This is a genomic window from Aliarcobacter lanthieri, from assembly GCF_013201625.1.
Lineage (GTDB): Bacteria > Campylobacterota > Campylobacteria > Campylobacterales > Arcobacteraceae > Aliarcobacter > Aliarcobacter lanthieri.
The window spans coordinates 54719-75385 of the sequence record NZ_CP053839.1 but is presented as its reverse complement, the minus strand read 5'-3'; the positions used below and the strand labels follow the sequence as shown (position 1 = coordinate 75385).

The following is a 20667-nucleotide window of genomic DNA, read 5'->3' as shown; positions in this document are numbered from 1 at the left end:
AAAAAGTTAGATATTATGCCTTAATATTTTTCAATAATCAAGAGTTTTGAAAATTTTTTTCCAAAGCTTTTGAAATTCTTGAAAATACTTCATCAAATCCTAAGATAAAAATTATGTCATAAACTGATGGTGCTTGCGTTCCACCCGTGATTGCTATTCTTATTGGCTGAAAAAGTTGTGGAAATTTCAAACTATATTCTTCAATAAAAGGTTTTGTGAAATTTTCTATTTTTTCAACACTATTTAAAAAATTTTTATTCTCTTTTAATAAATTTAGATATTTTTCTAATATATTTTTTGTATCTTCTTTAACAAATTTTTTAACTCCAGCTTCATCATAAGAGTTTGGAATATTTAAAATATCTTCAATTGATTTCTTTAAATCTAATAAAGTATTTGCTCTTTGTTTTGCTAAATTTAATAAATCATCTTTTTTATCTAACTTTGATAAATCTAGATCAAAAAACTTTAGTTCTTTTTCTAATCTATCATTTGAAGCTTTTTTAATATATTCACTATTTAACCATAATAGCTTTTCAGCATTATATGCTGATGCTGATTTATTGATATTTGAAGGATCAAAAAGTTTCAACATCTCTTCCATACTAAAAATCTCTTGATCTCCATTTGACCATCCAAGTCTTACTAAAAAATTTAAGAGTGCTTCTGGTAAATATCCTAATCTTTTATAATCCATAACATCCATTGCTCCATCTCTTTTTGATAGTTTTTTGCCTTCTGGATTATTTATCATAGGAACATGATAAAACTTTGGAATTTTAAAACCTAAAGCTTCATAAATAACTATCTGTTTTGGAGTATTTGATAAATGGTCATCTCCTCTTATAACATCTGTCATCTCCATCAAAGCATCATCTACTGTTACAACAAAGTTATATGTTGGCATTCCATTACTTCTTGCAATTACAAAATCATCTACAAAAGAAGAATCAAACTTCATATCACCTTTTACACCATCAACAAATCTAATCTCGCCATTTTTTGGTGCTTTAATTCTAATTACAGGATTAACTCCAGCTGGAATAGGTGGTAAAGTTTTACCATCTTCAGGTCTCCAAGTTCCATCATACCTTGGAGTCTGTTTTGCTGCTTCTTGTGCTGATCTTAAAATATCAAGTTCTTCTTTACTCATATAACACTTATAAGCTTTTCCGTTATCTAATAATTTATTTATATATTCTTTATATATATCTGTTCTTTTTGATTGATACTCAACTTCTCCATCATAACTTAATCCAACCCAATCAAAAGCTTCAATTATAGCTTTTAAAGCATCTTCACTATTTCTTTCTAAATCTGTATCCTCAATTCTAAGTCTAAAAATACCACCATTCTTTCTTGCCCATAAATAACTATATAATGAAGTTCTTAATCCACCAATATGTAAATATCCAGTTGGGCTTGGAGCAAATCTTGTAACTGTCATAATCTATTCCTCATCTTTTTTATTATAAATATAAAATCCTACACCTGCAATAATCACAAAAACCAATAAAAATATTAGTAGTCCTATTTCAATTATTCCCATTTGCATCCTTCTCTTTTAATTGTCCACATGCAGCACTAATATCTAAACCTTTTGATTCTCTAATTGTGCAGATTACTCCCTTAGAGTTTAAAAAATCTTTGAATTTTAGCATATCTTTTTCTTGTGGTCTTTTATATGAAGTCCCTGGATATGGATTAAAATATATTAAGTTCACTTTTGCTTGTATTCCATTTAGTAAACTAACCAGTTTTTTTGCAGCATCAATACTATCATTTTTATCTTTTATAACCAAATATTCAAACATAACTTTTTTTCTAGTATCAACAGGGAAAGCCTTTACCGCTTCTATAATAGAAGCAATATTATAAGCTTTATTCATAGGAATAAGTTCACTTCTTAGTTCATCATCAACAGCATGAAGAGAAATAGCAAGTTGAATTTGTAAATCTTTTTCACCTAACTTTTTTATCTTACTTGCTATTCCAGAAGTTGAAACAGTTTGTCTTCTTCTACTAATAGCTAAACCATCAAGTTCTGAAAAAATCTCAACCGCTTTTATAAAATTATCAAAATTATCAAGTGGTTCACCCATTCCCATATAAACGATATTTAAAGCTTTATTTTCAGCTATTTGATTATCTCTTTTTATGTGCACAATTTGAGCTATATACTCTCCAACTGTAAGGTTTCTTACAAAGCCACCTTTTGCAGTTAAACAGAAACTACAGCCAACTTTACAGCCAACTTGAGAAGATATACAAACAGTATATTTTTCACTTCTTACTATTTGTCCATCTTCATCTATTTTTTTATCTTTCATTAAAAGTAATACTGCTTCAATAGTATGATTATCTCTTAATTTAAAAAGATATTTAATACTTCCATCAATACTTTGTTCTTTTTTTACAACATGCATAATATCTATTGGATAATTTGTTTTTAAATCTTCTATCAACTCTTTTGGTAAATTTTTCATTTCATCATATGAATTTGCATATTTTTTATAAAGCCAATTATAAACTTGTTTTGCTCTAAATGATGGTTTTAATCTATTTTTTAATTCATCTAATGTGAAATCATAAATAGATATTAATTGCTCTTTTGCCATTACTTTTCCATTTTTATTTTAATTATATCTTTTTGTACTAGATAGTTTGTTAGTTTATCCATAGCATTTTTATGATTCTTTAAAAAATCTTCATGTGCATTTTCATTTGTATAATTTGTTACTACAAATATTCCTGCTACTGGTATTTGAAACTCTTTTGCTACACTTAGAACTGAAAAGAATTCCATATTTTCAACACCAATTCCATAATCTAAAAATTCTTTTGTAATATCTTCATTTGTTGAAATATAATTTGAACTATTTACTATTGTGTCATTTTTTACAAAGTTATTATCACTTTCTATCACATTATCTAGTGGAGTATAAGCACTTTGTGTTAAAAATCCCAATTCAATGTTTGAAGCTTTCTTAGATTCAATAATATCAAATATTTTGAAATCTCCATAACTTCCAGCACTTCCAATAAAAAGTAAATATTCTGGCTTATTAAAAAGACATATTCGTGTAAGATTTATAGAAGTTTCTATTAACCCTACACCAATTGAAGTAGAAAAAGGAAAAGTTTCATTTCTTCCAGCACTTATAATCACTTACAATCCAATACAAAATTTGTATTTATTTTAATATTTTGTTCATCATTTAATGGTGTAATATCATTTGATTCACTAATTTGTACACTATCTAACATTGAACTACTCATCATTTTTGCTCTTGGCATTATATATCCATATTCTTCATTTATGTTTACATTTTTTACTTCACACTTTTTTGTGATTTTAGATGATAGTTCTTTTGAATAATCTTCTATCCAAATTAAAGTTTCAAATCTAAGTTCATCTGTAACTTTAGTTTGTAATTTATTACTTAATTCCCAAGATAAATTTGAAACATTAACTTTTAAATCATTTGATTTTATACTATCTTTTAGTGCGAATAAATCATTGAGAAAAGCATTTACTAGACTTGCTTCTTGCGATTTTGCATTAAATCTCAAATCTCCACTATAACCTTTAAAAACTGATTTATTATTTATATATTCATATTTTGGGCTCAAATTATAATTTGTATTTTCTAACGTAATATTCTTTGTATTCTTTAAAAAATTATTAAACTTTTCTATTTCATTGTTTACAGATTTTTCATCTTTTTTTTCTACTGTAATATTTACATTTGTTACTAAAGTATCTGCGTTAACATTTTTTGAAAAACTTTTACTAAAATTTAATTCATAAGAAAATGCAGAAACTCCTAAAAGTAGGGTAGTTACTAATATATTCTTTTTCATTTTTATATCCTTACACTTATTCCATTTTGTTCTAAATATCTTTTTAAATCCATAATATCAATCTCTTTAAAGTGGAAAATAGAGGCAGCTAAAGCTGCACTTGCTCCAACTTGATAAGCTTCTTTAAAATGTTGCATGTTTCCTGCTCCTCCACTTGCAATTACAGGAATATCTACAAGTTTTGATATTTGTTCAGTAATTTTTAAATCAAAACCTTGTTTTACACCATCAGTATCCATAGAAGTTAAAAGTATTTCTCCTGCACCTCTACTATACACTTCTTTTGCCCATATTAAAGCATCAAGTCCAGTATCTTCTCTTCCACCTTTTACAAAAACATGATAAGAACCATCATTAACTCTTTTTACATCGATGGCAACAACTATACATTGACTACCAAATCTTTTTGCACCATCATCTATTAAATTTGGTGTTGAAACTGCACTTGAATTTATAGATATTTTGTCACAACCAACATTTAATAAAGTATAAATATCATCTAATTTTCTAATACCACCACCAACAGTTAAAGGAATAAAAACTTCTTTTGCTACATTTTTAACAATATCAACAATAGTTCCTCTGTTCTCATAACTTGCAGTAATATCTAAAAATGTTAATTCATCTGCACCTTCATCATTATATCTTTTTGCTATTTCAACTGGATCTCCAGCATCTTTTAATCCAATAAAATTAACACCTTTTACAACTCTACCATTATTCACATCTAAACAAGGTATAATTCTTTTTGCTAAACTATTCAATATTAAATTCCTTAAAAATAAGTAAAAAATATTATCTAATTGTAAGTTAAAAACAGATATACTCCTTGCTATAATGGAAAGAATAAAAGCAAAAAAACAATACGGACAAAACTTTTTAAAAGATAGTTCTATTTTAAATAAAATCATCGAGTCGATGCCCCATAACGATAATCACATTGTAGAAATTGGGCCTGGATTAGGTGATTTGACTAAAAACTTAGTCAAATACAAAGATGTAACAGCTTATGAGGTTGATACCGATTTAATTGGTATTTTAAAGTCAAAGTTTGCAATTAATTTGGATAAGGGAAATCTAGAAATCATTCACGCTGATGTTTTAGATGCTTGGGATAAGCAAAAAACCTTATATAATGGTAATTATGATTTAATAGCAAATCTACCATATTATATTGCAACAAATATTATATTAAAAGCTTTTGAAGATAGCTTTTGTGAACATATCATTGTTATGGTTCAAAAAGAGGTTGCTTTAAAATTTACAGCAAATGTAAATGATAAAGAATACTCATCTTTAGGTATTATTACTGAATTATTATCAAATGATTCTAAGATACTTTTTGATGTTCCTCCTGAAGCTTTTGATCCAATTCCAAAAGTTATATCTTCAATTCTTTATATAAAAAAGGATTTGTCAAAAGAAATAGATAAGGATTTTAATAGATTTTTAAAAGCATGTTTTATTCAACCACGCAAGAAACTATCAAAAAACCTATCTACTTTATTGGATAAAAATCAAATTCTTGAATTATTTAAAGAGCTTGAAATTGACGATAATTTACGACCTCACGAAGTTTGTTCATCTTTGTATAGCCAAATGTATACAAAGGTAAAAAATGGAAGAAATAAACGAAACTAAAGAACAAATAACACAAACTAATAATACACAAATACCAGTTGCTGAATCATCAGCAGAAAATCCACAAAAGCGTATTCCTTATAATAAAAAAAGAAAACCAAAACCAAAATATGCAGTAAAAGATGCACAAACTAGTGGAGAAGGTTGGACAAATGACTTAAAGAAAGCATATATTGTAAATGAAAAAATTCATAAAGATAGATTAAATCCACATTATAAATTAAATTTAAATACAAATGCCAAAATAAGAATAACTCCACTTGGTGGATTAAATGAAATTGGTGGAAATATGATGGTTGTTGAAACTGAAAATGAAGCAATTATCGTTGATGTTGGTATGAGCTTTCCAGATGGAGAAATGCATGGAGTTGATATTTTAATTCCTGATTTTTCATATCTTAGAGAGATAAAAGATAAAATTGTGGCTGTTGTTATTACTCATGGTCACGAAGATCATATAGGTGCAATGCCTTATTTATATAAAGAGATGCAATTCCCTATTTATGGAACATCATTACCTCTTGAAATGATTGGTTCAAAATTTGATGAACATAAAATGAGAGAACATAGAGGACTTTTTAGAGCAATTTCAAAAAGAACTCCAATTAAAATTGGTAATGATTTTGAAGTAGAATGGATGCATATAACGCACTCTATCATTGATTCATCTGCTGTAGCTATAAAAACTGCTGCTGGGACTATGATACATACAGGTGATTTTAAAATAGACCATACTCCAATAGATGGTTTTCCAACAGATTTACATAGACTTGCACACTATGGAGAAGAGGGGGTTTTAGTTTTAACTTCTGACTCAACTAACTCTCACTCTCCAGGTTTTACTAAAACAGAAAAGGCTGTTGCTCCTACATTTGAAAGAATATTCTCAACTTCTAAAGGTAGAGTTATAATGAGTACATTCTCATCAAATATACATAGAGTTGCTCAAGCAATTGAAAAAGCTTTAAAATATGGTAGAAAAATTTGTGTTATTGGTCGTTCAATGGAGAAAAACTTGGAAATTGCTATGAACTTGGGTTATATAAAATTTCCTAGAGATCAATTTATTGAAGCTCATGAAGTAAATAAATACAATGATAATGAAGTTTTAATAGTAACAACAGGAAGTCAAGGTGAGTCTATGAGCGCATTATATAGAATGGCAATACATGAACATAGACATATCAAAATAAAACCTGAAGATCAGATTATACTATCTTCAAAAGCAATTCCTGGGAATGAAGGGAGTGTTTCTGAAATTATAAATCATCTTTTAAAAGCTGGGGCAAAAGTTGCTTATCAAGATTATGCAGATATTCATGTATCAGGACATGCTGCGCAAGAAGAGCAAAAACTTATGCTAAGACTAATTAAACCTAAATTCTTTTTACCAGTTCATGGTGAATATAATCATGCTTTAAAACATGGAGAAACTGGTGTTGATTGTGGAGTATTAGAAAGAAATGTTTATGTAATGGCTGATGGAGAACAAATAGAAGTTAGCCCAAAATATCTTAAAAAAGTAAAAACTGTTAAGAGTGGAAAAGTTTATATAGATAATCAACTAAATAATAAAATATCTGATGATGTAGTTATTGATAGACAAACTATGGCTAAAGAAGGTGTTGTTATGATTGTTGCACAAATTAATGAAAGTGATAGAACACTTGTTGGGAAACCTAAAGTGGCATCATTTGGTTTAATATCAGATAAACAGGATAAATTCTTTACAAAGGATATAGAAGATATTTTAGGTGTATTCTTAGAAAATGCAAAGCCTGGAATTTTCAAAAATAGTAGAATTTTAGAAGATGAATTAAGAAAAGTTGTAAGAAAACACTGTATTAGAAAATATAAAAAATATCCAATGATTGTTCCTACAATATTTGTACAATAGGAATAAGTATGGACTACAAAAATATAATAAAAGAGGTTTTACTAACTGAAGCAAAAGAGTTAGAAAAGAGTGCAGACTCTATCTCTTTTGATATTGAAGAAATTATTAATCTAATTATAAATTCAAAAGGTAAACTTATTGTTACAGGCGTTGGAAAATCTGGGCTTGTTGGAGCAAAAATAGCTGCTACATTAGCAAGTACTGGAACAAGTTCTTTCTTTCTTCATCCTACAGAAGCAATGCATGGTGATCTAGGTATGATTGGTAAAGATGATATTGTTTTAGGTATATCTTATAGTGGAGAAAGTGAAGAACTTATTCAAATATTACCACATTTAAAACGATTAAATATACCTCTAATATCTATGGCAAAAAGTGAGAAATCAACTTTAGCTAAATATTCAAATTATTTTATAAATATTGCAGTTGATAAGGAGGCATGTCCATTAGATACTGCACCAACTTCTTCTACAACTTTAACTATGGCAATGGGAGATGCTCTTGCTATTTGTTTAATGAAAAAAAGAGATTTTAAAAAAGAAGATTTTGCCTCTTTTCACCCTGGTGGAAGTTTAGGTAAAAAACTATTTATAAAAATATCTGATTTACTTAGAAAAGAAAATTTACCTATTGTTTCACGTGAAACAAAACTAAAAGATGCAATTATTGTAATGAGCGAAGGAAGAGTTGGTTCTGTTATTATAGAAGATAAAAATCAAAAAGTTGTTGGAATATTAAGTGATGGAGATTTAAGAAGAGCTTTAATGAAGCAAAATTTTTCTATTGATTGTAATGTTGAAGATATAGCAACGATGAATCCAAAAACTTTTGATGATGAAAATTTACTAGCTAGTGATGCTCTTCAGATAATAGAAAACTATAAAATACAACTACTAATTGTAACAGATAAAAATAAAAAATTAGTCGGATTACTTCATATTCATGATTTAATTGAGGCAGGAATAAAATGAAAAAAGAGATAAAAAATAGTACTGAGCAATATGAAATAATGAGATTAAATAAGTTTTTATCTCATAATAGTAACTATTCAAGAAGAGAAGCAGATAAATTAATTTCTGATGGACTTGTAAGAGTAAATAATAAGGTTATTACAGATTTAGCTACAAAAGTAAAAACTATAGATAAAGTTGAAATAGGTAAAAAGATTATCAAAGAAGATAAGAATAGAATGTATACTGTAATAGTTTATAATAAACCAAAAGGTGAAATTGTATCTAAAAATGATCCTCAAGGTAGAAAGACTATTTATGATAGCTTAGGAGCTAAATACAAGCACTTTATGAGTGTAGGGCGATTAGACTACTCTAGTGAGGGTTTATTGCTCTTAAGTGATAGTGTGGACATTGTAAATAAGCTTATGCACTCTGATTTAGAAAGAGTTTATAAAATTAAAGTAAATGGCATTATAACTCCAAAAGTTGAAGAAGCTATGCAAAAAGGTATTACTATTGAAGATGCAACAAAAGGTGCATATAGTAAAACAAAAATAAAATCTATGAGTTTTGCTCCTTTTCTAGCTTATGATATTCAATCAAATGGAGAAAAATTTTCTAAAATAAAAGTTGTAATAAATGAGGGTAAAAATAGAGAGTTGAGAAGATTCTTCGCTCATTTTAATCTTGATGTACTAGATTTAAAAAGACTAGAATATGGTGGAGTATCATTAAATAATCTTCCAACAGGGAAATCACGATTTTTAGCAAAAGAAGAATATAAAAATCTTAGAATTTTTATGAATGAAGATGATAGATCTATCAAATAAATTACGTCCAACAAACTTAGAAAGTTTTGTTGGTCAATCACATATTATTGGTAAAAATAAAGCACTATATAAACTTATAAAACAAAAAGATATCCCTCATTTATTTTTTTATGGTAAACCTGGAACTGGTAAAACAACTTTAGCAAAGATTATTGCAAAAGAAATAAACACAGATTATTACTATTTTAATGCAACATCAATAAAAATTGAAGATTTAAGAAAAGTATTTGATAAATATAAAGGTACATTAATAAAACCTCTTATCTTTATAGATGAAGTTCATAGACTTTCAAAAAATCAACAAGAAGTTTTACTCCCAATAATGGAAAATTATGATGCAATTATCATAGGAGCTAGCACAGAAAATCCTTTCTTTACTTTAACAAGTGCTATTCGTTCTAGATCATTTTTATATGAATTCAAAGCTTTTGATTATCAAGATATGGTAAAAATAGTTGATATTGCTTTAAAAGATATTGATATAAATATATCAAGTGAAGCTAAAGAATATTTAATACAATCAAGCTCTGGAGATGCAAGAGCAATGCTTACTCTTTTAAACTTTTCATATAAAGTATCTAAAGATATTGATTTAGATTTATTAAAAGAATTAAGAGAAAGAGTAATTGGTGATGGAGTAAGTTCTAGTAATACACACTATGATTTAGCAAGTGCTATGATAAAATCTTTAAGAGGTTCAGATATTGATGCAGCTTTGTACTATATGGCAAGATTAATTGAAGGTGGTGAAAGTGTAGATTTTATTACAAGAAGATTAGTTATATTTGCAAGTGAAGATATAGGAAATGCAAATCCAAATGCTTTAAATCTTGCAGTTAGTACAATGTTAGCTTGTAATAAAATAGGATACCCAGAATCAAGAATTATACTCTCACAATGTGCAATTTATCTAGCATCAAGTCCAAAATCAAATAGTGCATATAAAGCAATAAATAAAGCTCTAGCAACAATAAAAGATGGTAAGATAATAGATATACCAAAGCATTTAGATTCTCAGCATATTGGATACTTATATCCTCATGATTTTGGTGGATATGTTGAACAAGAATATCTAAAAGAAGATTTAAAATTATATCAATCTATTAATATTGGGTATGAAAAGACTCTAAATGAATGGATAAAAAAGATAAAAAATAAGGATTAATTTATGGAATATTATAGTTGGATTTTGAGCTTACATGTAATCGCTGTTTTATCATGGATGGCTGTAATGTTTTATCTTCCAAGACTTTTTGTATACCATGTTGAAAACATAGATAAAAAAGAGTTTGTAGAAGTTGTAAAAATTCAAGAAAAGAAGATAGATGCTTTTATAGGACACCCAGCAATGACGATAACAATTTTAAGTGGTATTGCTATGATTTCTTTAAATCCAGCATTATTAAGCCAGCATTGGATGATAGCAAAAATTATATCTTTAATTTTACTAATAGCATATGCAATATCATTAACAAAATTTAGAAAATCTTTAGAAAATGATAGCTGTAAAAAAAGTGGTAGATTTTTTAGAATGTACAATGAACTACCAACTGCACTAGCTATTTTAATAGTTACGTATGTTATAACTAAAAACTTCTCATGGTTATTTACATTAACAATTATCTTACTCTTTGGATTTGTTTGCTATAAAATTTTAAACCATAAAAAGGCTAAATAATGAATTTTGAAAAGTACTATTTACTAGATACAAATATTTTACTTGAAGATGCTACAAATATAATAAAACTATCTGATGATAATAAAAATCTTATTATACTAGCTGAAACTGTTTTAGATGAAATTGATAGCAAAAAAAGTGGTTTTGAAGAGATAAACTTCCAAGCAAGAGAATTTGCAAGACTTTTAGAAAATTCAAAAATTATTAGTTCAAAAAGACTTGATGAATATAAAGTTATTAGATTAAAAATAGAAAATAAGAAAGATACAATTATTGATATTGTTTCAAAAGATGATTATGAAATAAATACAAAAAATGTTTCACTAAATATTATAAATGATAGAAAAATCTTAGAAATAGCTACATTCTCAAATAGATACTATGATAAAAATATAGAGTTTATCTCAATGGATATTATGGCAAGAACAAGAGCTATATCACTTGATATAAAAACTTCATCACTTATTGGTAAAGACAATGATACATATAATTTTAATTTTGTAAAAGATATAGAAATAGATTTTGAAGATTTAGAATATTTAGATAATAAAGATATTGAAGAATATGATAAAGAATATAAAGTAGAGAATTTTTCTTACTGTATGAAAGTAAAGAATTCAGATCAAGTAATTTTAGCATATATACAAAATGGCAAAATAAAAATATTAAATGAAGAAGAAGTAAGAAATCAAGTAATTACTCCTTTAAATAAAGAGCAACTATTTTTTTCAAATGCAATAATAAACCATTTCTATAATATTCTAATAATAGAAGCAAAAGCTGGTAGTGGAAAAACACTTTTAGCACTTAGTGGAGCATTAAAACTTGTTAAACAGAAATATTTTCAGAAAATTATATATATTAGAAACTCTATAGAGTCTTTAGATAAAGGAGAAGATGTTGGATATTTACCAGGACTTGAAGAAAAATTTAGAATATATAATCACCCTTTAATGGATAGCTTAGAGTATATCATTAGAAGCGAACATAAAAAAAGAAGAAATAAAAGAGCTGAATTATCTTATTCGCCTCTAGAGGATAGTGAAGTTCAATCAAGAGTGGAACAAATGATTTCAAACTATGCAATAGAAACTATGTGGGTAGGAGAAATGAGAGGTAGAACACTATCAAATTCTTTTATTATAATAGATGAAGCACAAAATATGTCTAATAAAACAATGCAAATGGTTTTATCAAGAGTAGATGCAAGTTGTAAAGTTGTAATTCTTGGTTCAAATAAACAAATAGACAACTTTTATGTAAACAAATATACAAATGCATTAACAACGCTTTTAAAATCAACAAAAAATGAAAATAATATTGTTAATATATTTGCTATAAAACTAGAAAAAGTATTAAGAGGACCAATAACAGAATGGGCAGAGAATCTATTTACAAAATAATTTAAATTTGTGATATAATACATAAATAAATTTGTAAAGGATTACAATGTCATTACTTCAATATAGTTCAAAAGAGATGTTTTCAGCAACTGATTTGGTAAGAAGAAATAAACCTATATTTGACAAATTAAATAGCAAAGAGATTGAAAAAGCAGTAATTTTAAAAGATGGTAAACCATCTATTATTCTTCTTGATTTCAGTGAGTATGAAAAATTAATAGAAGATTATTTAATTTTAAAGAATAAATCTTTATCTACAAATCATACACAAGAAACTACAAATATTGAAACAAAATCTCACTTAAAAGAAGAAAAAAAGTTTGATAAGATTTCAGAAGATGAATACAAAATAGCTTTAAATGAAATAGAAAAATTATCTGCAAATCTTAACTCAAATTCTACTACAGAAACAAATGAAAATAGTAAAGCATTAAAAGAATTTTGGGAAAAATAGGAAATGTTTCACGGGAAACATCTAACTTTTCATAATAACTATAAATAAGTTTTTTTATACCATAAAGAAAAAATAAATAAAGAGTATAAATGCTGTTTGAACTTATTTGAACTAGCTAAACTATATATATGCTTTATGTACTCATCATTAAAGAAATTTGTAGATTTATTTACTTCAATAATAGTATCTAATATACCAGTTTTAAACTCTTTTTGAAGCCATTCATTATAAGGAGAGTTAAATCCTTTTTTTGTACGATTTATAATCTCTTTTGGAAGATATTTTGAAGCTATTTTTTTAAGAAGATATTTATTTGTATCTCCAACTTTTATGTTTGACTCTATACTAAAAACATAATCGATCAAATTTTTATCTAAAAATGGAGTATTAATTTGTAAAGAATTTTCATTTGATAAAGTGTGAACTTTTGTCAAAACAGCATTTGCAACCCAAATTTTTAAATCAAGATAACTCATATTATCAACTGGATCTTGCTTTGAACTTTCTGTTTTAAATGTAGGGACTTTTTTAAATAATCTTCTTTTTTGTATATCTGTATAAATTTCTCCAAAAGAGTTATAAATATTTTGCTTTTTTACAACTCTTCGCAAGTATTCACTCTCTTTTGTATTGTTTTGTAAAGCAGAGATTATCTCATCTAAAAAATCATTTTGATCTTTAGACAAAGATTTCCCAAAATTATAATATTTTAAGAATTTTGTATAATTATCATAACCTAAAAATATTTCATCGCTTCCTTCACCTGACAATAAACACTTTATATTTTCTTTATTTACTTGATTTAAAAGCATATTTAAAGGCACACTTGCACTATCGCTATGAGGTTCATCAAAGATATCAAGTGTTTTAAAAAAATTGTCTACATAATCTTTTTGATTTATGATAACTTCATTGTGATTTGATTTTATATGATTTGCTGTAATTTTTGCAAAATCTAATTCACAGTAATTTTTATATTCACTATAGCCTATGCTAAAAGTGTTTATTCTTTTACCACTAAGCTTCGTATATATTGCACTTATAAATGAACTATCTATTCCACCACTTAAAAGTGTGCTAGGAGATGATACAAGCCTTTTTTCTATTGAGTTAAATAAAATCTCTTCTAAATCATTTAAAGCTGTTTTTTCGTCCTTTATGGCTTTGTATGTCTTTATTCTATAATATTTCTTTTTTATTAAACCTTTTTTATTTTCAAAAATCAAATATGTAGCTTCTTCAAGCCTAAAAATATCTTGATAAAAGGTATCTTCGCCAAATGTAGCAAAATATTGAATATATTTACTCAAAGCTACTTTATTCATATTTGGTAGATAATTCAAATTATTTAATATATTTTTTATAGAAGTTGAAAATAGAAAAGTTCCATTTTTAATATAGTAAAAAAATGGAATATTACCAAATCTATCTCTTGAACAAAAATATAAATCTTTCTTTTTATCATAAATACAAAAAGAAAAGATACCATCAAGTTTATCTAGAAAATCAAAAGCAAATTTTGTATAATAGTCTTTTAATAGGCTAAACTCGTCAGCAAAAAATAAATCTTGTTTATTATATATTTCACCTTCAAAATATATATCTAAATCATCAAATTCTTGTTTTTTCATAATATTTTACTTTATATAATATTCAATTAATTCAATATAAAAATATAAAAGACCAACAAAGATTATAGAAGACACTAAAATTGTAGATGCAACATCAGATGGTTTCATATTAAATAAAACTGAAAAATTTACATTATTAACCGCAAGTGGAACCATAAGTTCCATAATCAAAATAGAAGTAACAAAAGCATTTAAATTTGTAAAATTTAGTATTATGATTATACCTATAAGTGGTAATAATATATGTTTTGCAAAACTAATTTGAAAAGAGAGTTTCCAAGGCATTGAACTTACTTTTACACTATAAAGATATGTTCCAAATATAAAAAGTTGTGTTGTCAAAGAAGTATATGCACCCATCTCAAGTGCTAAATGTATATTATCACTTATTGGTACTTGATAATAATTTATAAGTAAAGCAAAAATAGCAAACCAAATAACTGGTATTCTAAATATAGACTTTAGTGAATCAAAAACTGAAAATTTATCTCTTGCAAAAAAATATATAGAAACTGTATACATAAAAAATATATTCGCTATATTTATAATACTTGTATATGGAACACTTTCTACTCCAAACAAAGCTATACCTAAGGGAATTCCTAAATTTCCTGTATTCCCTATCAATCCTGTAGCTAAAAAAATATTCTTATCTGTTTTTTCACTAAATACATATTTAGAATATAAAAGCATAATAAACAAAGTAAAAAACATACAAACTAAAAAGAAAATAGGAGACATTATAAACTCATAATCAATAGGAGCTTTTGTTAATCCCCAAACAATTAAAATAGGTTGAAAGAAATAAAGTGAAAGTAGAACCAAAGTTTTTTCATCTATTTGAGTTTTAAATCTTTTTTTCGCAAGAAAACCCAAAAAGATAAAAAAGTATATTGGAAGAACAGAAAGTATAGCTTCTATTTAATATCCTTAATATTCAAGACAGTATAAGCATAAAGCTTATACTGCAACAATTCCTTTAATCATATAAAAAATCCCTGCTGCTAAAAGAGCTGAAGCTGGTACAGTTATAACCCATGCTGCAACTATTTTCTTAACTGCATCTCTTTTTACATATTTAGTACCTTTAGCTTCTTTAAAATCTTTTTTTTCTTGTTTAACAATCTCTTCAATCTCATCAATTTTTTTGAAATTCTCTACAATTTTAATATAAGTTGCTTTTGACTTATCTTTAATAATTTCAAGCTTAGCTAACTCTGATTTTAATTTATCAAGTTCTTTTTTATGTTTTTTAAATTTTTCTCTAATATCTTGAACATAATTTTTCTCTGTCATATCAAGAGCTTCTCTTAAAAATCCAACACCAAATACCCCACCTATTGTAATATGAGTTGAAGATACAGGAAGTCCTAATTGACTAGCAACAATAACTGTAATAGCAGTAGCCATTGCAATAGAAAAACCTCTCATTTGATCAAGTTCAGTTATTTCATTTCCAACAGTTTTGATAAGTCTTGGTCCATATAAAATTAATCCAATTACAATCCCAATAGCACCAACAAGCATAATCCAAAAAGGAATATGTGCTGTACCACCAACTTGTCCAGCATTTACAATAGCATCATTAATAGCAGCTAATGGTCCAATAGCATTTGATACATCATTTGCACCATGAGCAAAAGATAAAAGTGCTGCTGCAAAGATTAAAGCTGGTGTAAATAGTTTATTTACACTTGCTCTATCATTTAAAAGAGTTGGTAAAGTATTCTCAATATGTTTTTTAGATAAATAATAAGCAAAAAATGCAAATCCTAAACTTACAATTGAAGCAACAAAAAAATTAATATTTATTAGTTGTTTTAAGCCTTTTAACATTAAATATGTAGAAAATGACCAAGTCATAATAGCTATTAAATATGGAACAAATTTTTTAGCTTGCCCAAGCATATCTTCTTTATAAACAATTTTCTTTTTAATAAAATATAAAAAAGCTGCTGCAATAATACCACCTAAAAGGGGTGATATAATCCAAGAACTTACAATAGCCCCTAAACTACTCCAGTTTAATATTGCAAATCCAGCAGCAGCAATACCAGCACCAGTAACTCCACCAACAATTGCGTGAGTAGTTGAGACAGGTGCTCCAATTGATGTAGCAAAGTTTAACCAAACTGCACCAGCTAATAATCCAGCTGTCATTGCCCAAATAAATGCATTAACATCTGTAATTGCAGCTGGGTCAATAATTCCACTTTTAATTGTATTAACAACATCACCTCCAGCAATAATTGCCCCAGCACTTTCAAAAATTGCTGCAATAATAATTGCTCCCGTAAGAGTTAAAGCTTTAGCACCAACAGCAGGTCCAACATTATTTGAAACATCATTTGCACCAATATTTAAAGCCATATAAGCCCCAAATATAGCTCCAATAATTAAGAAAGAGTTATCCGGAATAGCACCGTGAGAAGTATATGTCCATAAGAATACTGCTAAAATAAACAGTAAGGAAAGACTAAATTTTGCAAAACTAGGTAATGTCTTCTCGGTGGCTTTTTCAAGCGTATTTATCGTTTTAATATCCATATATTGTCCTTATGTAATCATAATGTAATTAAGATATTGTAGTTCAAATATGCTTATTTATTCATTATATAATTATCATCTTTTAATAGATATTTATAATTTTAAAATCTTTTATAAATGGAAGTTATAATTGTAATAGATATATTTGTTATAAAATAAGAGAGATTTTAAGTAAGTACTTAATCTCTCTATCTGTAGTAGTTAGTTATATTAATCTTTTTTTCTATCTCTATGAGTTCTAGCCGGTTTATCTGAATTAGTTTTTGGTCCTCTTGAAGATGAACTTCTATTTCTACTTCTTCCTCCACCATTATTTCCATAATCTCTATCTCTTCTTCCTCTTTCTCTACCACGAGAAGATGATCTTCTTCTATCATCTCTACCATCACCACCTTTAGCAATAGTTTCTATAAGTTTCTTAAGATCAATTTCACTTTTACCAATATTATTGTTTCCTTTTACATAAGTTTTTGAAGCAATAATTGAAGCTAATTTAAAAGCAATTGTAGAAATATCAAACTCATCTTTTAAACTTTCAACTAAATCAATAGCATAATCTTTGATTTCTTGATTTACTATATTTGTTTTTAGCTCATCAATTTTCTTTTCTTTAACTGTTGATATATTTGGAACAACTTTTGATTCTAATTTTGTACCAATTGTTTTTTCTATTCTTTGAAGTGTTTTAAACTCATGAGGAGTAACAATTGAAATAGCAACACCATCTTTACCTGCTCGTCCTGTTCTTCCTATTCTATGTACATAAGATTCACTATCAAATGGCAAATGATAATTAAATACGTGCGTTACATCATTTACATCTAGTCCACGTGCCGCAACATCAGTAGCAATTAAAATCTCTAACTTTGAAGATTTAAAAGCTTTTATTGCTTCTTCTCTTTGCTTTTGTTCCATATCACCATGAAGAGCTTTTGCCATAAATCCTTGAGAAACTAAAAAAGTCGATAGTCTATCAACATCTTTTTTTGTTCTACAAAAAATAATAGCTTTTTTTGGATTTTTATAGTCAAAAAGTCTAATAAGAGCATCATCTCTTTCTCTTTCATCTACAACATAAAAAGTTTGTGTAATATTTGAATTTGTAACATCAGCTTTTGTGATAGTTACAAATTCTGGTTCATTCAAAATTGTTTTTGCTAAATTTTTAATAGCAGTTGGCATAGTTGCCGAGAATAAAAGTGTTTGTCTTTGTTTTGGAAGATAAGTAAATATTTCTTTAATATCATCTAAAAATCCCATATCAAGCATTTCATCTGCTTCATCTAAAATAACAAACTTTGGTTTTATTTTTATTTGTTCATTTCTTAGTAAGTCAAGAAATCTTCCTGGAGTTGCAACAATAACACTTGCACTTTCTATAAGTTTTAGTTGTCTAGTGTATGATTGTCCACCATAAACTGTTGCAGTATTTAGATTTAAAAACTTTCCAAATCTATAAATTTCATCAGAAACTTGCATTGCAAGTTCTCTTGTAGGAACAATGATTAATGCTTCTGCATTTTTACCAGATAATTGATTTAGAGTTGGTAGTCCAAAAGCTGCTGTTTTACCTGTTCCTGTATGAGCTTGTCCAACAATATCTTTTCCATTTAATATATGTGGAATTGCTTCCATTTGTATTGGGCTTGGTTCTTTAAATCCAGCTTCTTCAATCGATTTTTGAAGTTGCTCTTTAAAATTAAAATCTTTAAAAGTCATATTTTACCTTGAATATTATTTTAAATATACACTATTATATAGCTCATAAATGTATAATTAAAAATCATGCAAGTAAGATAGTCTAAAATTTGATATACCAATCAAAGTAGATATATAAATGTGTATAAATCGGGGCGGATTATATCTAAGTTTGTATTAAGTTTCGCTTTAAGAAAAAGGGTTTTCAACCCAAATTCTTAAATACTATCTAAACCTCTATAGTTCTCTAGATATTTTGTGTCGTAGTTATTTGAAATAAAGTCTTTATTTATCATCATTCTTTTATGAAAAGGAATATTTGTTTTTATTCCTTCAACTTCAAATTCACTTAAGGCTCTTTTCATAATATTTATAGCTTTGTCTCTATCTCTACCCCAAACAATTAGTTTTCCAATCATTGAGTCATAATGAGGTGGTACAACGTAATTAGTATAAATATGAGAATCTACTCTTACATTTCTTCCACCAGGAACCATCCATTGAGTTATTTTACCAGGGCATGGGAAAAATGTATTTGGATCTTCTGCTGTAATTCTACACTCAATAGCATGTCCTCTAAATTTAATACTTTCTTGTGGTGGTAACTTTTCACCTTCTGCTACTTTTATCATCCATTCTATAATATCAAGGCCTGAAACCATTTCAGAAACTGGATGTTCTACTTGAAGTCTTGTATTCATTTCCATAAAATAGATATTTTGTTTATCATCTGCTAAGAATTCAAAAGTTCCAGCACCTTCATATTTTAAATATTTTGTAGCTTTTACTGCAACTTCATGAAGTTTTGCTCTTGTTTCATCATTTAATAATATAGCTGGTGATTCTTCTATAACTTTTTGATGTCTTCTTTGTAAAGAGCAATCTCTTTCTCCAACATGAATAGCATTTCCATGACTATCACCAATAACTTGAACTTCAATATGTCTTGGATTATTGATAAATCTTTCTAAATACATAGTACCATCACCAAAAGCAGCAAGTGCTTCACTTGAAGCAGCCATAAAGTTTTGATCAAACTCACTTTCAGTTTTTATAAGTCTCATTCCTCTTCCACCACCACCAGAAGCGGCTTTTGCCATAATAGGATAACCAATTTCTAGTGCTATTCTTCTTCCTTCTTCCAAAGTTTTAATAGCACCTTTACTTCCAGGCACAACTGGAACACCAGCTTTTACCATTTCTTCTTTTGCTTTTGATTTATCAGACATTTTTTCCATAACTTCAACAGAAGGTCCAATAAATTTAATATTATGAAGTTTACAAATTTCTACAAAATCTTGATTTTCAGATAAAAATCCATATCCAGGGAAAATTGCATCACAACCAGTCATCTCAGCAGCAGTAATAAGTGCAGGAATATTTAAGTATGATTCACTTGATTTTGCTCCACCTATACATATTGCTTCATCTGCATGTTTTAAATAAGAAGCATTTTTATCTCCTGCACTATAAACTACAACAGATTTTTTGCCCATCTCTTTAATAGTTCTTATTGCTCTTTGAACTATTTCTCCTCTATTGGCTATTAATATTTTTTTTATTTCTGCCATATCAAACTCTTATATTTTTTCAACAACAAAAATTGGCATATCAAATTCAACAGGTGAACCATTTTGAACTAAAATTTCAATAATTTTACAATCATATTCTGCTTCAACTTCATTCATAATTTTCATAGCTTCTAAAATACAAAGTGTTTGACCTTTTTTTACTATATCTCCAACACTTACAAAATCAGGAGATTCAGGAGATGGTGCACCATAATATGTTCCAACCATTGGAGCATTAATAGTCAATCCATCTTTAGCACTTGATTTATTTTCTTCAGATGAAACTACATTAGAGTTTTGTTGAACTGGTGTTGTAGTAGGAGCTGCAACTGTTGCTTGTACATAAGGAGTTGTAGATACAGTTGTAACACCACTTTCAAATCCTCTTTGCATTGAAATTTCAAAATCAGCTTCTTTGATTCTAAGTTTATTTAATTCACTTTTATCAAAAACTCTAATTAGCTCTTTTATATCTTTAAAATCCATTTCTTCCCTTTATT

General features: G+C 27.3%; 19 protein-coding genes. 8 read left to right on the top strand and 11 right to left on the bottom strand.

Going from position 1 to position 20667, the window contains the following annotated elements; genetic code table 11:
* Nucleotides 1-37: 37 nt before the first annotated feature.
* The 5 genes from gltX to hisF form a co-directional block, all read right to left on the bottom strand.
* A complete protein-coding gene (gene gltX / locus ALANTH_RS00310; RefSeq protein ID WP_026807129.1) occupies nucleotides 38-1447 on the bottom strand; it encodes a glutamate--tRNA ligase in 1410 nt (469 codons plus the stop codon).
* 88 nt (nucleotides 1448-1535) lie between these two features.
* A complete protein-coding gene (gene rlmN, locus ALANTH_RS00305) occupies nucleotides 1536-2618 on the bottom strand; it encodes a dual-specificity RNA methyltransferase RlmN (protein WP_026807128.1) in 1083 nt (360 codons plus the stop codon).
* The gene (locus ALANTH_RS00300; protein WP_026802883.1) at nucleotides 2618-3169 is read right to left on the bottom strand and encodes a phosphorylase family protein; all 552 of its coding nucleotides are present in this window, start codon (nucleotides 3167-3169) and stop codon (nucleotides 2618-2620) included. Before ALANTH_RS00300 ends, rlmN begins: the two co-directional genes overlap by 1 nt.
* Nucleotides 3166-3864 carry an SIMPL domain-containing protein gene (locus ALANTH_RS00295; protein ID WP_026807127.1) on the bottom strand — a complete coding sequence of 233 codons (699 nt, stop codon included), beginning with the start codon at nucleotides 3862-3864 and terminating at the stop codon, nucleotides 3166-3168. The genes ALANTH_RS00300 and ALANTH_RS00295 overlap by 4 nt, the downstream gene beginning before the upstream one ends.
* Nucleotides 3865-3866: 2 nt before the next feature.
* On the bottom strand, nucleotides 3867-4628 hold the full coding sequence (gene hisF, locus ALANTH_RS00290; RefSeq protein ID WP_026807126.1) for an imidazole glycerol phosphate synthase subunit HisF: 762 nt from the start codon (nucleotides 4626-4628) through the stop codon (nucleotides 3867-3869).
* A gap of 73 nt (nucleotides 4629-4701) precedes the next feature.
* Here hisF and rsmA point away from each other — a divergent pair, with 73 nt between their 5' ends.
* From rsmA to ALANTH_RS00250, 8 genes are read left to right on the top strand one after another with little or no spacing between them, the layout of a single operon-like run.
* A complete protein-coding gene (gene rsmA / locus ALANTH_RS00285) occupies nucleotides 4702-5505 on the top strand; it encodes a 16S rRNA (adenine(1518)-N(6)/adenine(1519)-N(6))-dimethyltransferase RsmA (RefSeq protein WP_026807125.1) in 804 nt (267 codons plus the stop codon).
* A complete protein-coding gene (locus ALANTH_RS00280; RefSeq protein ID WP_026802879.1) occupies nucleotides 5483-7402 on the top strand; it encodes a ribonuclease J in 1920 nt (639 codons plus the stop codon). The genes rsmA and ALANTH_RS00280 overlap by 23 nt, the downstream gene beginning before the upstream one ends.
* Nucleotides 7403-7410: 8 nt before the next feature.
* Nucleotides 7411-8373 (top strand): KpsF/GutQ family sugar-phosphate isomerase, encoded by a 963-nt coding sequence (locus ALANTH_RS00275; protein WP_026807124.1) that lies wholly within the window; start codon nucleotides 7411-7413, stop codon nucleotides 8371-8373.
* Nucleotides 8374-8411: 38 nt separating this feature from the next.
* Nucleotides 8412-9185 (top strand): pseudouridine synthase, encoded by a 774-nt coding sequence (locus ALANTH_RS00270; RefSeq protein WP_026802877.1) that lies wholly within the window; start codon nucleotides 8412-8414, stop codon nucleotides 9183-9185.
* Complete coding sequence (locus ALANTH_RS00265; protein ID WP_026807123.1) at nucleotides 9166-10350, top strand: replication-associated recombination protein A; 1185 nt, start codon at nucleotides 9166-9168, stop codon at nucleotides 10348-10350. Before ALANTH_RS00270 ends, ALANTH_RS00265 begins: the two co-directional genes overlap by 20 nt.
* A 3-nt stretch (nucleotides 10351-10353) precedes the next feature.
* Nucleotides 10354-10863 (top strand): protoporphyrinogen oxidase HemJ, encoded by a 510-nt coding sequence (hemJ, locus tag ALANTH_RS00260; RefSeq protein WP_026802875.1) that lies wholly within the window; start codon nucleotides 10354-10356, stop codon nucleotides 10861-10863.
* On the top strand, nucleotides 10863-12266 hold the full coding sequence (locus tag ALANTH_RS00255) for a PhoH family protein (RefSeq protein ID WP_026807122.1): 1404 nt from the start codon (nucleotides 10863-10865) through the stop codon (nucleotides 12264-12266). The genes hemJ and ALANTH_RS00255 overlap by 1 nt, the downstream gene beginning before the upstream one ends.
* 46 nt (nucleotides 12267-12312) lie before the next feature.
* Nucleotides 12313-12720, top strand: coding sequence for a hypothetical protein (locus ALANTH_RS00250; protein WP_026807121.1), 408 nt, complete (start codon nucleotides 12313-12315; stop codon nucleotides 12718-12720).
* A gap of 38 nt (nucleotides 12721-12758) precedes the next feature.
* On the opposite strand, the gene asnB is transcribed toward ALANTH_RS00250, so the two are convergent.
* The 6 genes from asnB to accB all read right to left on the bottom strand — a co-directional run bounded on the left by asnB (nucleotide 12759) and on the right by accB (nucleotide 20653).
* Nucleotides 12759-14351 carry an asparagine synthase (glutamine-hydrolyzing) gene (gene asnB, locus ALANTH_RS00245; protein WP_051583555.1) on the bottom strand — a complete coding sequence of 531 codons (1593 nt, stop codon included), beginning with the start codon at nucleotides 14349-14351 and terminating at the stop codon, nucleotides 12759-12761.
* A 6-nt stretch (nucleotides 14352-14357) separates the two neighbouring features.
* Nucleotides 14358-15263 carry an AEC family transporter gene (locus ALANTH_RS00240; RefSeq protein ID WP_228133177.1) on the bottom strand — a complete coding sequence of 302 codons (906 nt, stop codon included), beginning with the start codon at nucleotides 15261-15263 and terminating at the stop codon, nucleotides 14358-14360.
* Between the two features lie 48 nt (nucleotides 15264-15311).
* Entirely contained in the window at nucleotides 15312-16898 is a 1587-nt protein-coding gene (locus ALANTH_RS00235; protein WP_026807119.1) for an inorganic phosphate transporter, read from the bottom strand.
* Between the two features lie 210 nt (nucleotides 16899-17108).
* The gene (locus tag ALANTH_RS00230) at nucleotides 17109-18617 is read right to left on the bottom strand and encodes a DEAD/DEAH box helicase (protein ID WP_026807118.1); all 1509 of its coding nucleotides are present in this window, start codon (nucleotides 18615-18617) and stop codon (nucleotides 17109-17111) included.
* A gap of 197 nt (nucleotides 18618-18814) precedes the next feature.
* Nucleotides 18815-20167 (bottom strand): acetyl-CoA carboxylase biotin carboxylase subunit, encoded by a 1353-nt coding sequence (locus ALANTH_RS00225; RefSeq protein ID WP_026802869.1) that lies wholly within the window; start codon nucleotides 20165-20167, stop codon nucleotides 18815-18817.
* A 9-nt stretch (nucleotides 20168-20176) separates the two neighbouring features.
* Entirely contained in the window at nucleotides 20177-20653 is a 477-nt protein-coding gene (gene accB / locus ALANTH_RS00220; RefSeq protein WP_026807117.1) for an acetyl-CoA carboxylase biotin carboxyl carrier protein, read from the bottom strand.
* Nucleotides 20654-20667: the final 14 nt, after the last annotated feature.

Excerpts from the sequence above, each read along its gene's own strand:
- gltX (WP_026807129.1), bottom strand. The coding sequence starts at position 1,447 with ATGACAGTTACAAGATTTGCTCCAAGCCCAACTGGATATTTACATATT.
- rlmN (WP_026807128.1), bottom strand. The coding sequence starts at position 2,618 with ATGGCAAAAGAGCAATTAATATCTATTTATGATTTCACATTAGATGAA.
- ALANTH_RS00295 (WP_026807127.1), bottom strand. The coding sequence starts at position 3,864 with ATGAAAAAGAATATATTAGTAACTACCCTACTTTTAGGAGTTTCTGCA.
- rsmA (WP_026807125.1), top strand. The coding sequence starts at position 4,702 with ATGGAAAGAATAAAAGCAAAAAAACAATACGGACAAAACTTTTTAAAA.
- ALANTH_RS00280 (WP_026802879.1), top strand. The coding sequence starts at position 5,483 with ATGGAAGAAATAAACGAAACTAAAGAACAAATAACACAAACTAATAAT.
- ALANTH_RS00275 (WP_026807124.1), top strand. The coding sequence starts at position 7,411 with ATGGACTACAAAAATATAATAAAAGAGGTTTTACTAACTGAAGCAAAA.
- ALANTH_RS00270 (WP_026802877.1), top strand. The coding sequence starts at position 8,412 with ATGAGATTAAATAAGTTTTTATCTCATAATAGTAACTATTCAAGAAGA.
- ALANTH_RS00265 (WP_026807123.1), top strand. The coding sequence starts at position 9,166 with ATGATAGATCTATCAAATAAATTACGTCCAACAAACTTAGAAAGTTTT.
- hemJ (WP_026802875.1), top strand. The coding sequence starts at position 10,354 with ATGGAATATTATAGTTGGATTTTGAGCTTACATGTAATCGCTGTTTTA.
- ALANTH_RS00255 (WP_026807122.1), top strand. The coding sequence starts at position 10,863 with ATGAATTTTGAAAAGTACTATTTACTAGATACAAATATTTTACTTGAA.
- ALANTH_RS00250 (WP_026807121.1), top strand. The coding sequence starts at position 12,313 with ATGTCATTACTTCAATATAGTTCAAAAGAGATGTTTTCAGCAACTGAT.
- asnB (WP_051583555.1), bottom strand. The coding sequence starts at position 14,351 with ATGAAAAAACAAGAATTTGATGATTTAGATATATATTTTGAAGGTGAA.
- ALANTH_RS00235 (WP_026807119.1), bottom strand. The coding sequence starts at position 16,898 with ATGGATATTAAAACGATAAATACGCTTGAAAAAGCCACCGAGAAGACA.
- ALANTH_RS00230 (WP_026807118.1), bottom strand. The coding sequence starts at position 18,617 with ATGACTTTTAAAGATTTTAATTTTAAAGAGCAACTTCAAAAATCGATT.
- ALANTH_RS00225 (WP_026802869.1), bottom strand. The coding sequence starts at position 20,167 with ATGGCAGAAATAAAAAAAATATTAATAGCCAATAGAGGAGAAATAGTT.
- accB (WP_026807117.1), bottom strand. The coding sequence starts at position 20,653 with ATGGATTTTAAAGATATAAAAGAGCTAATTAGAGTTTTTGATAAAAGT.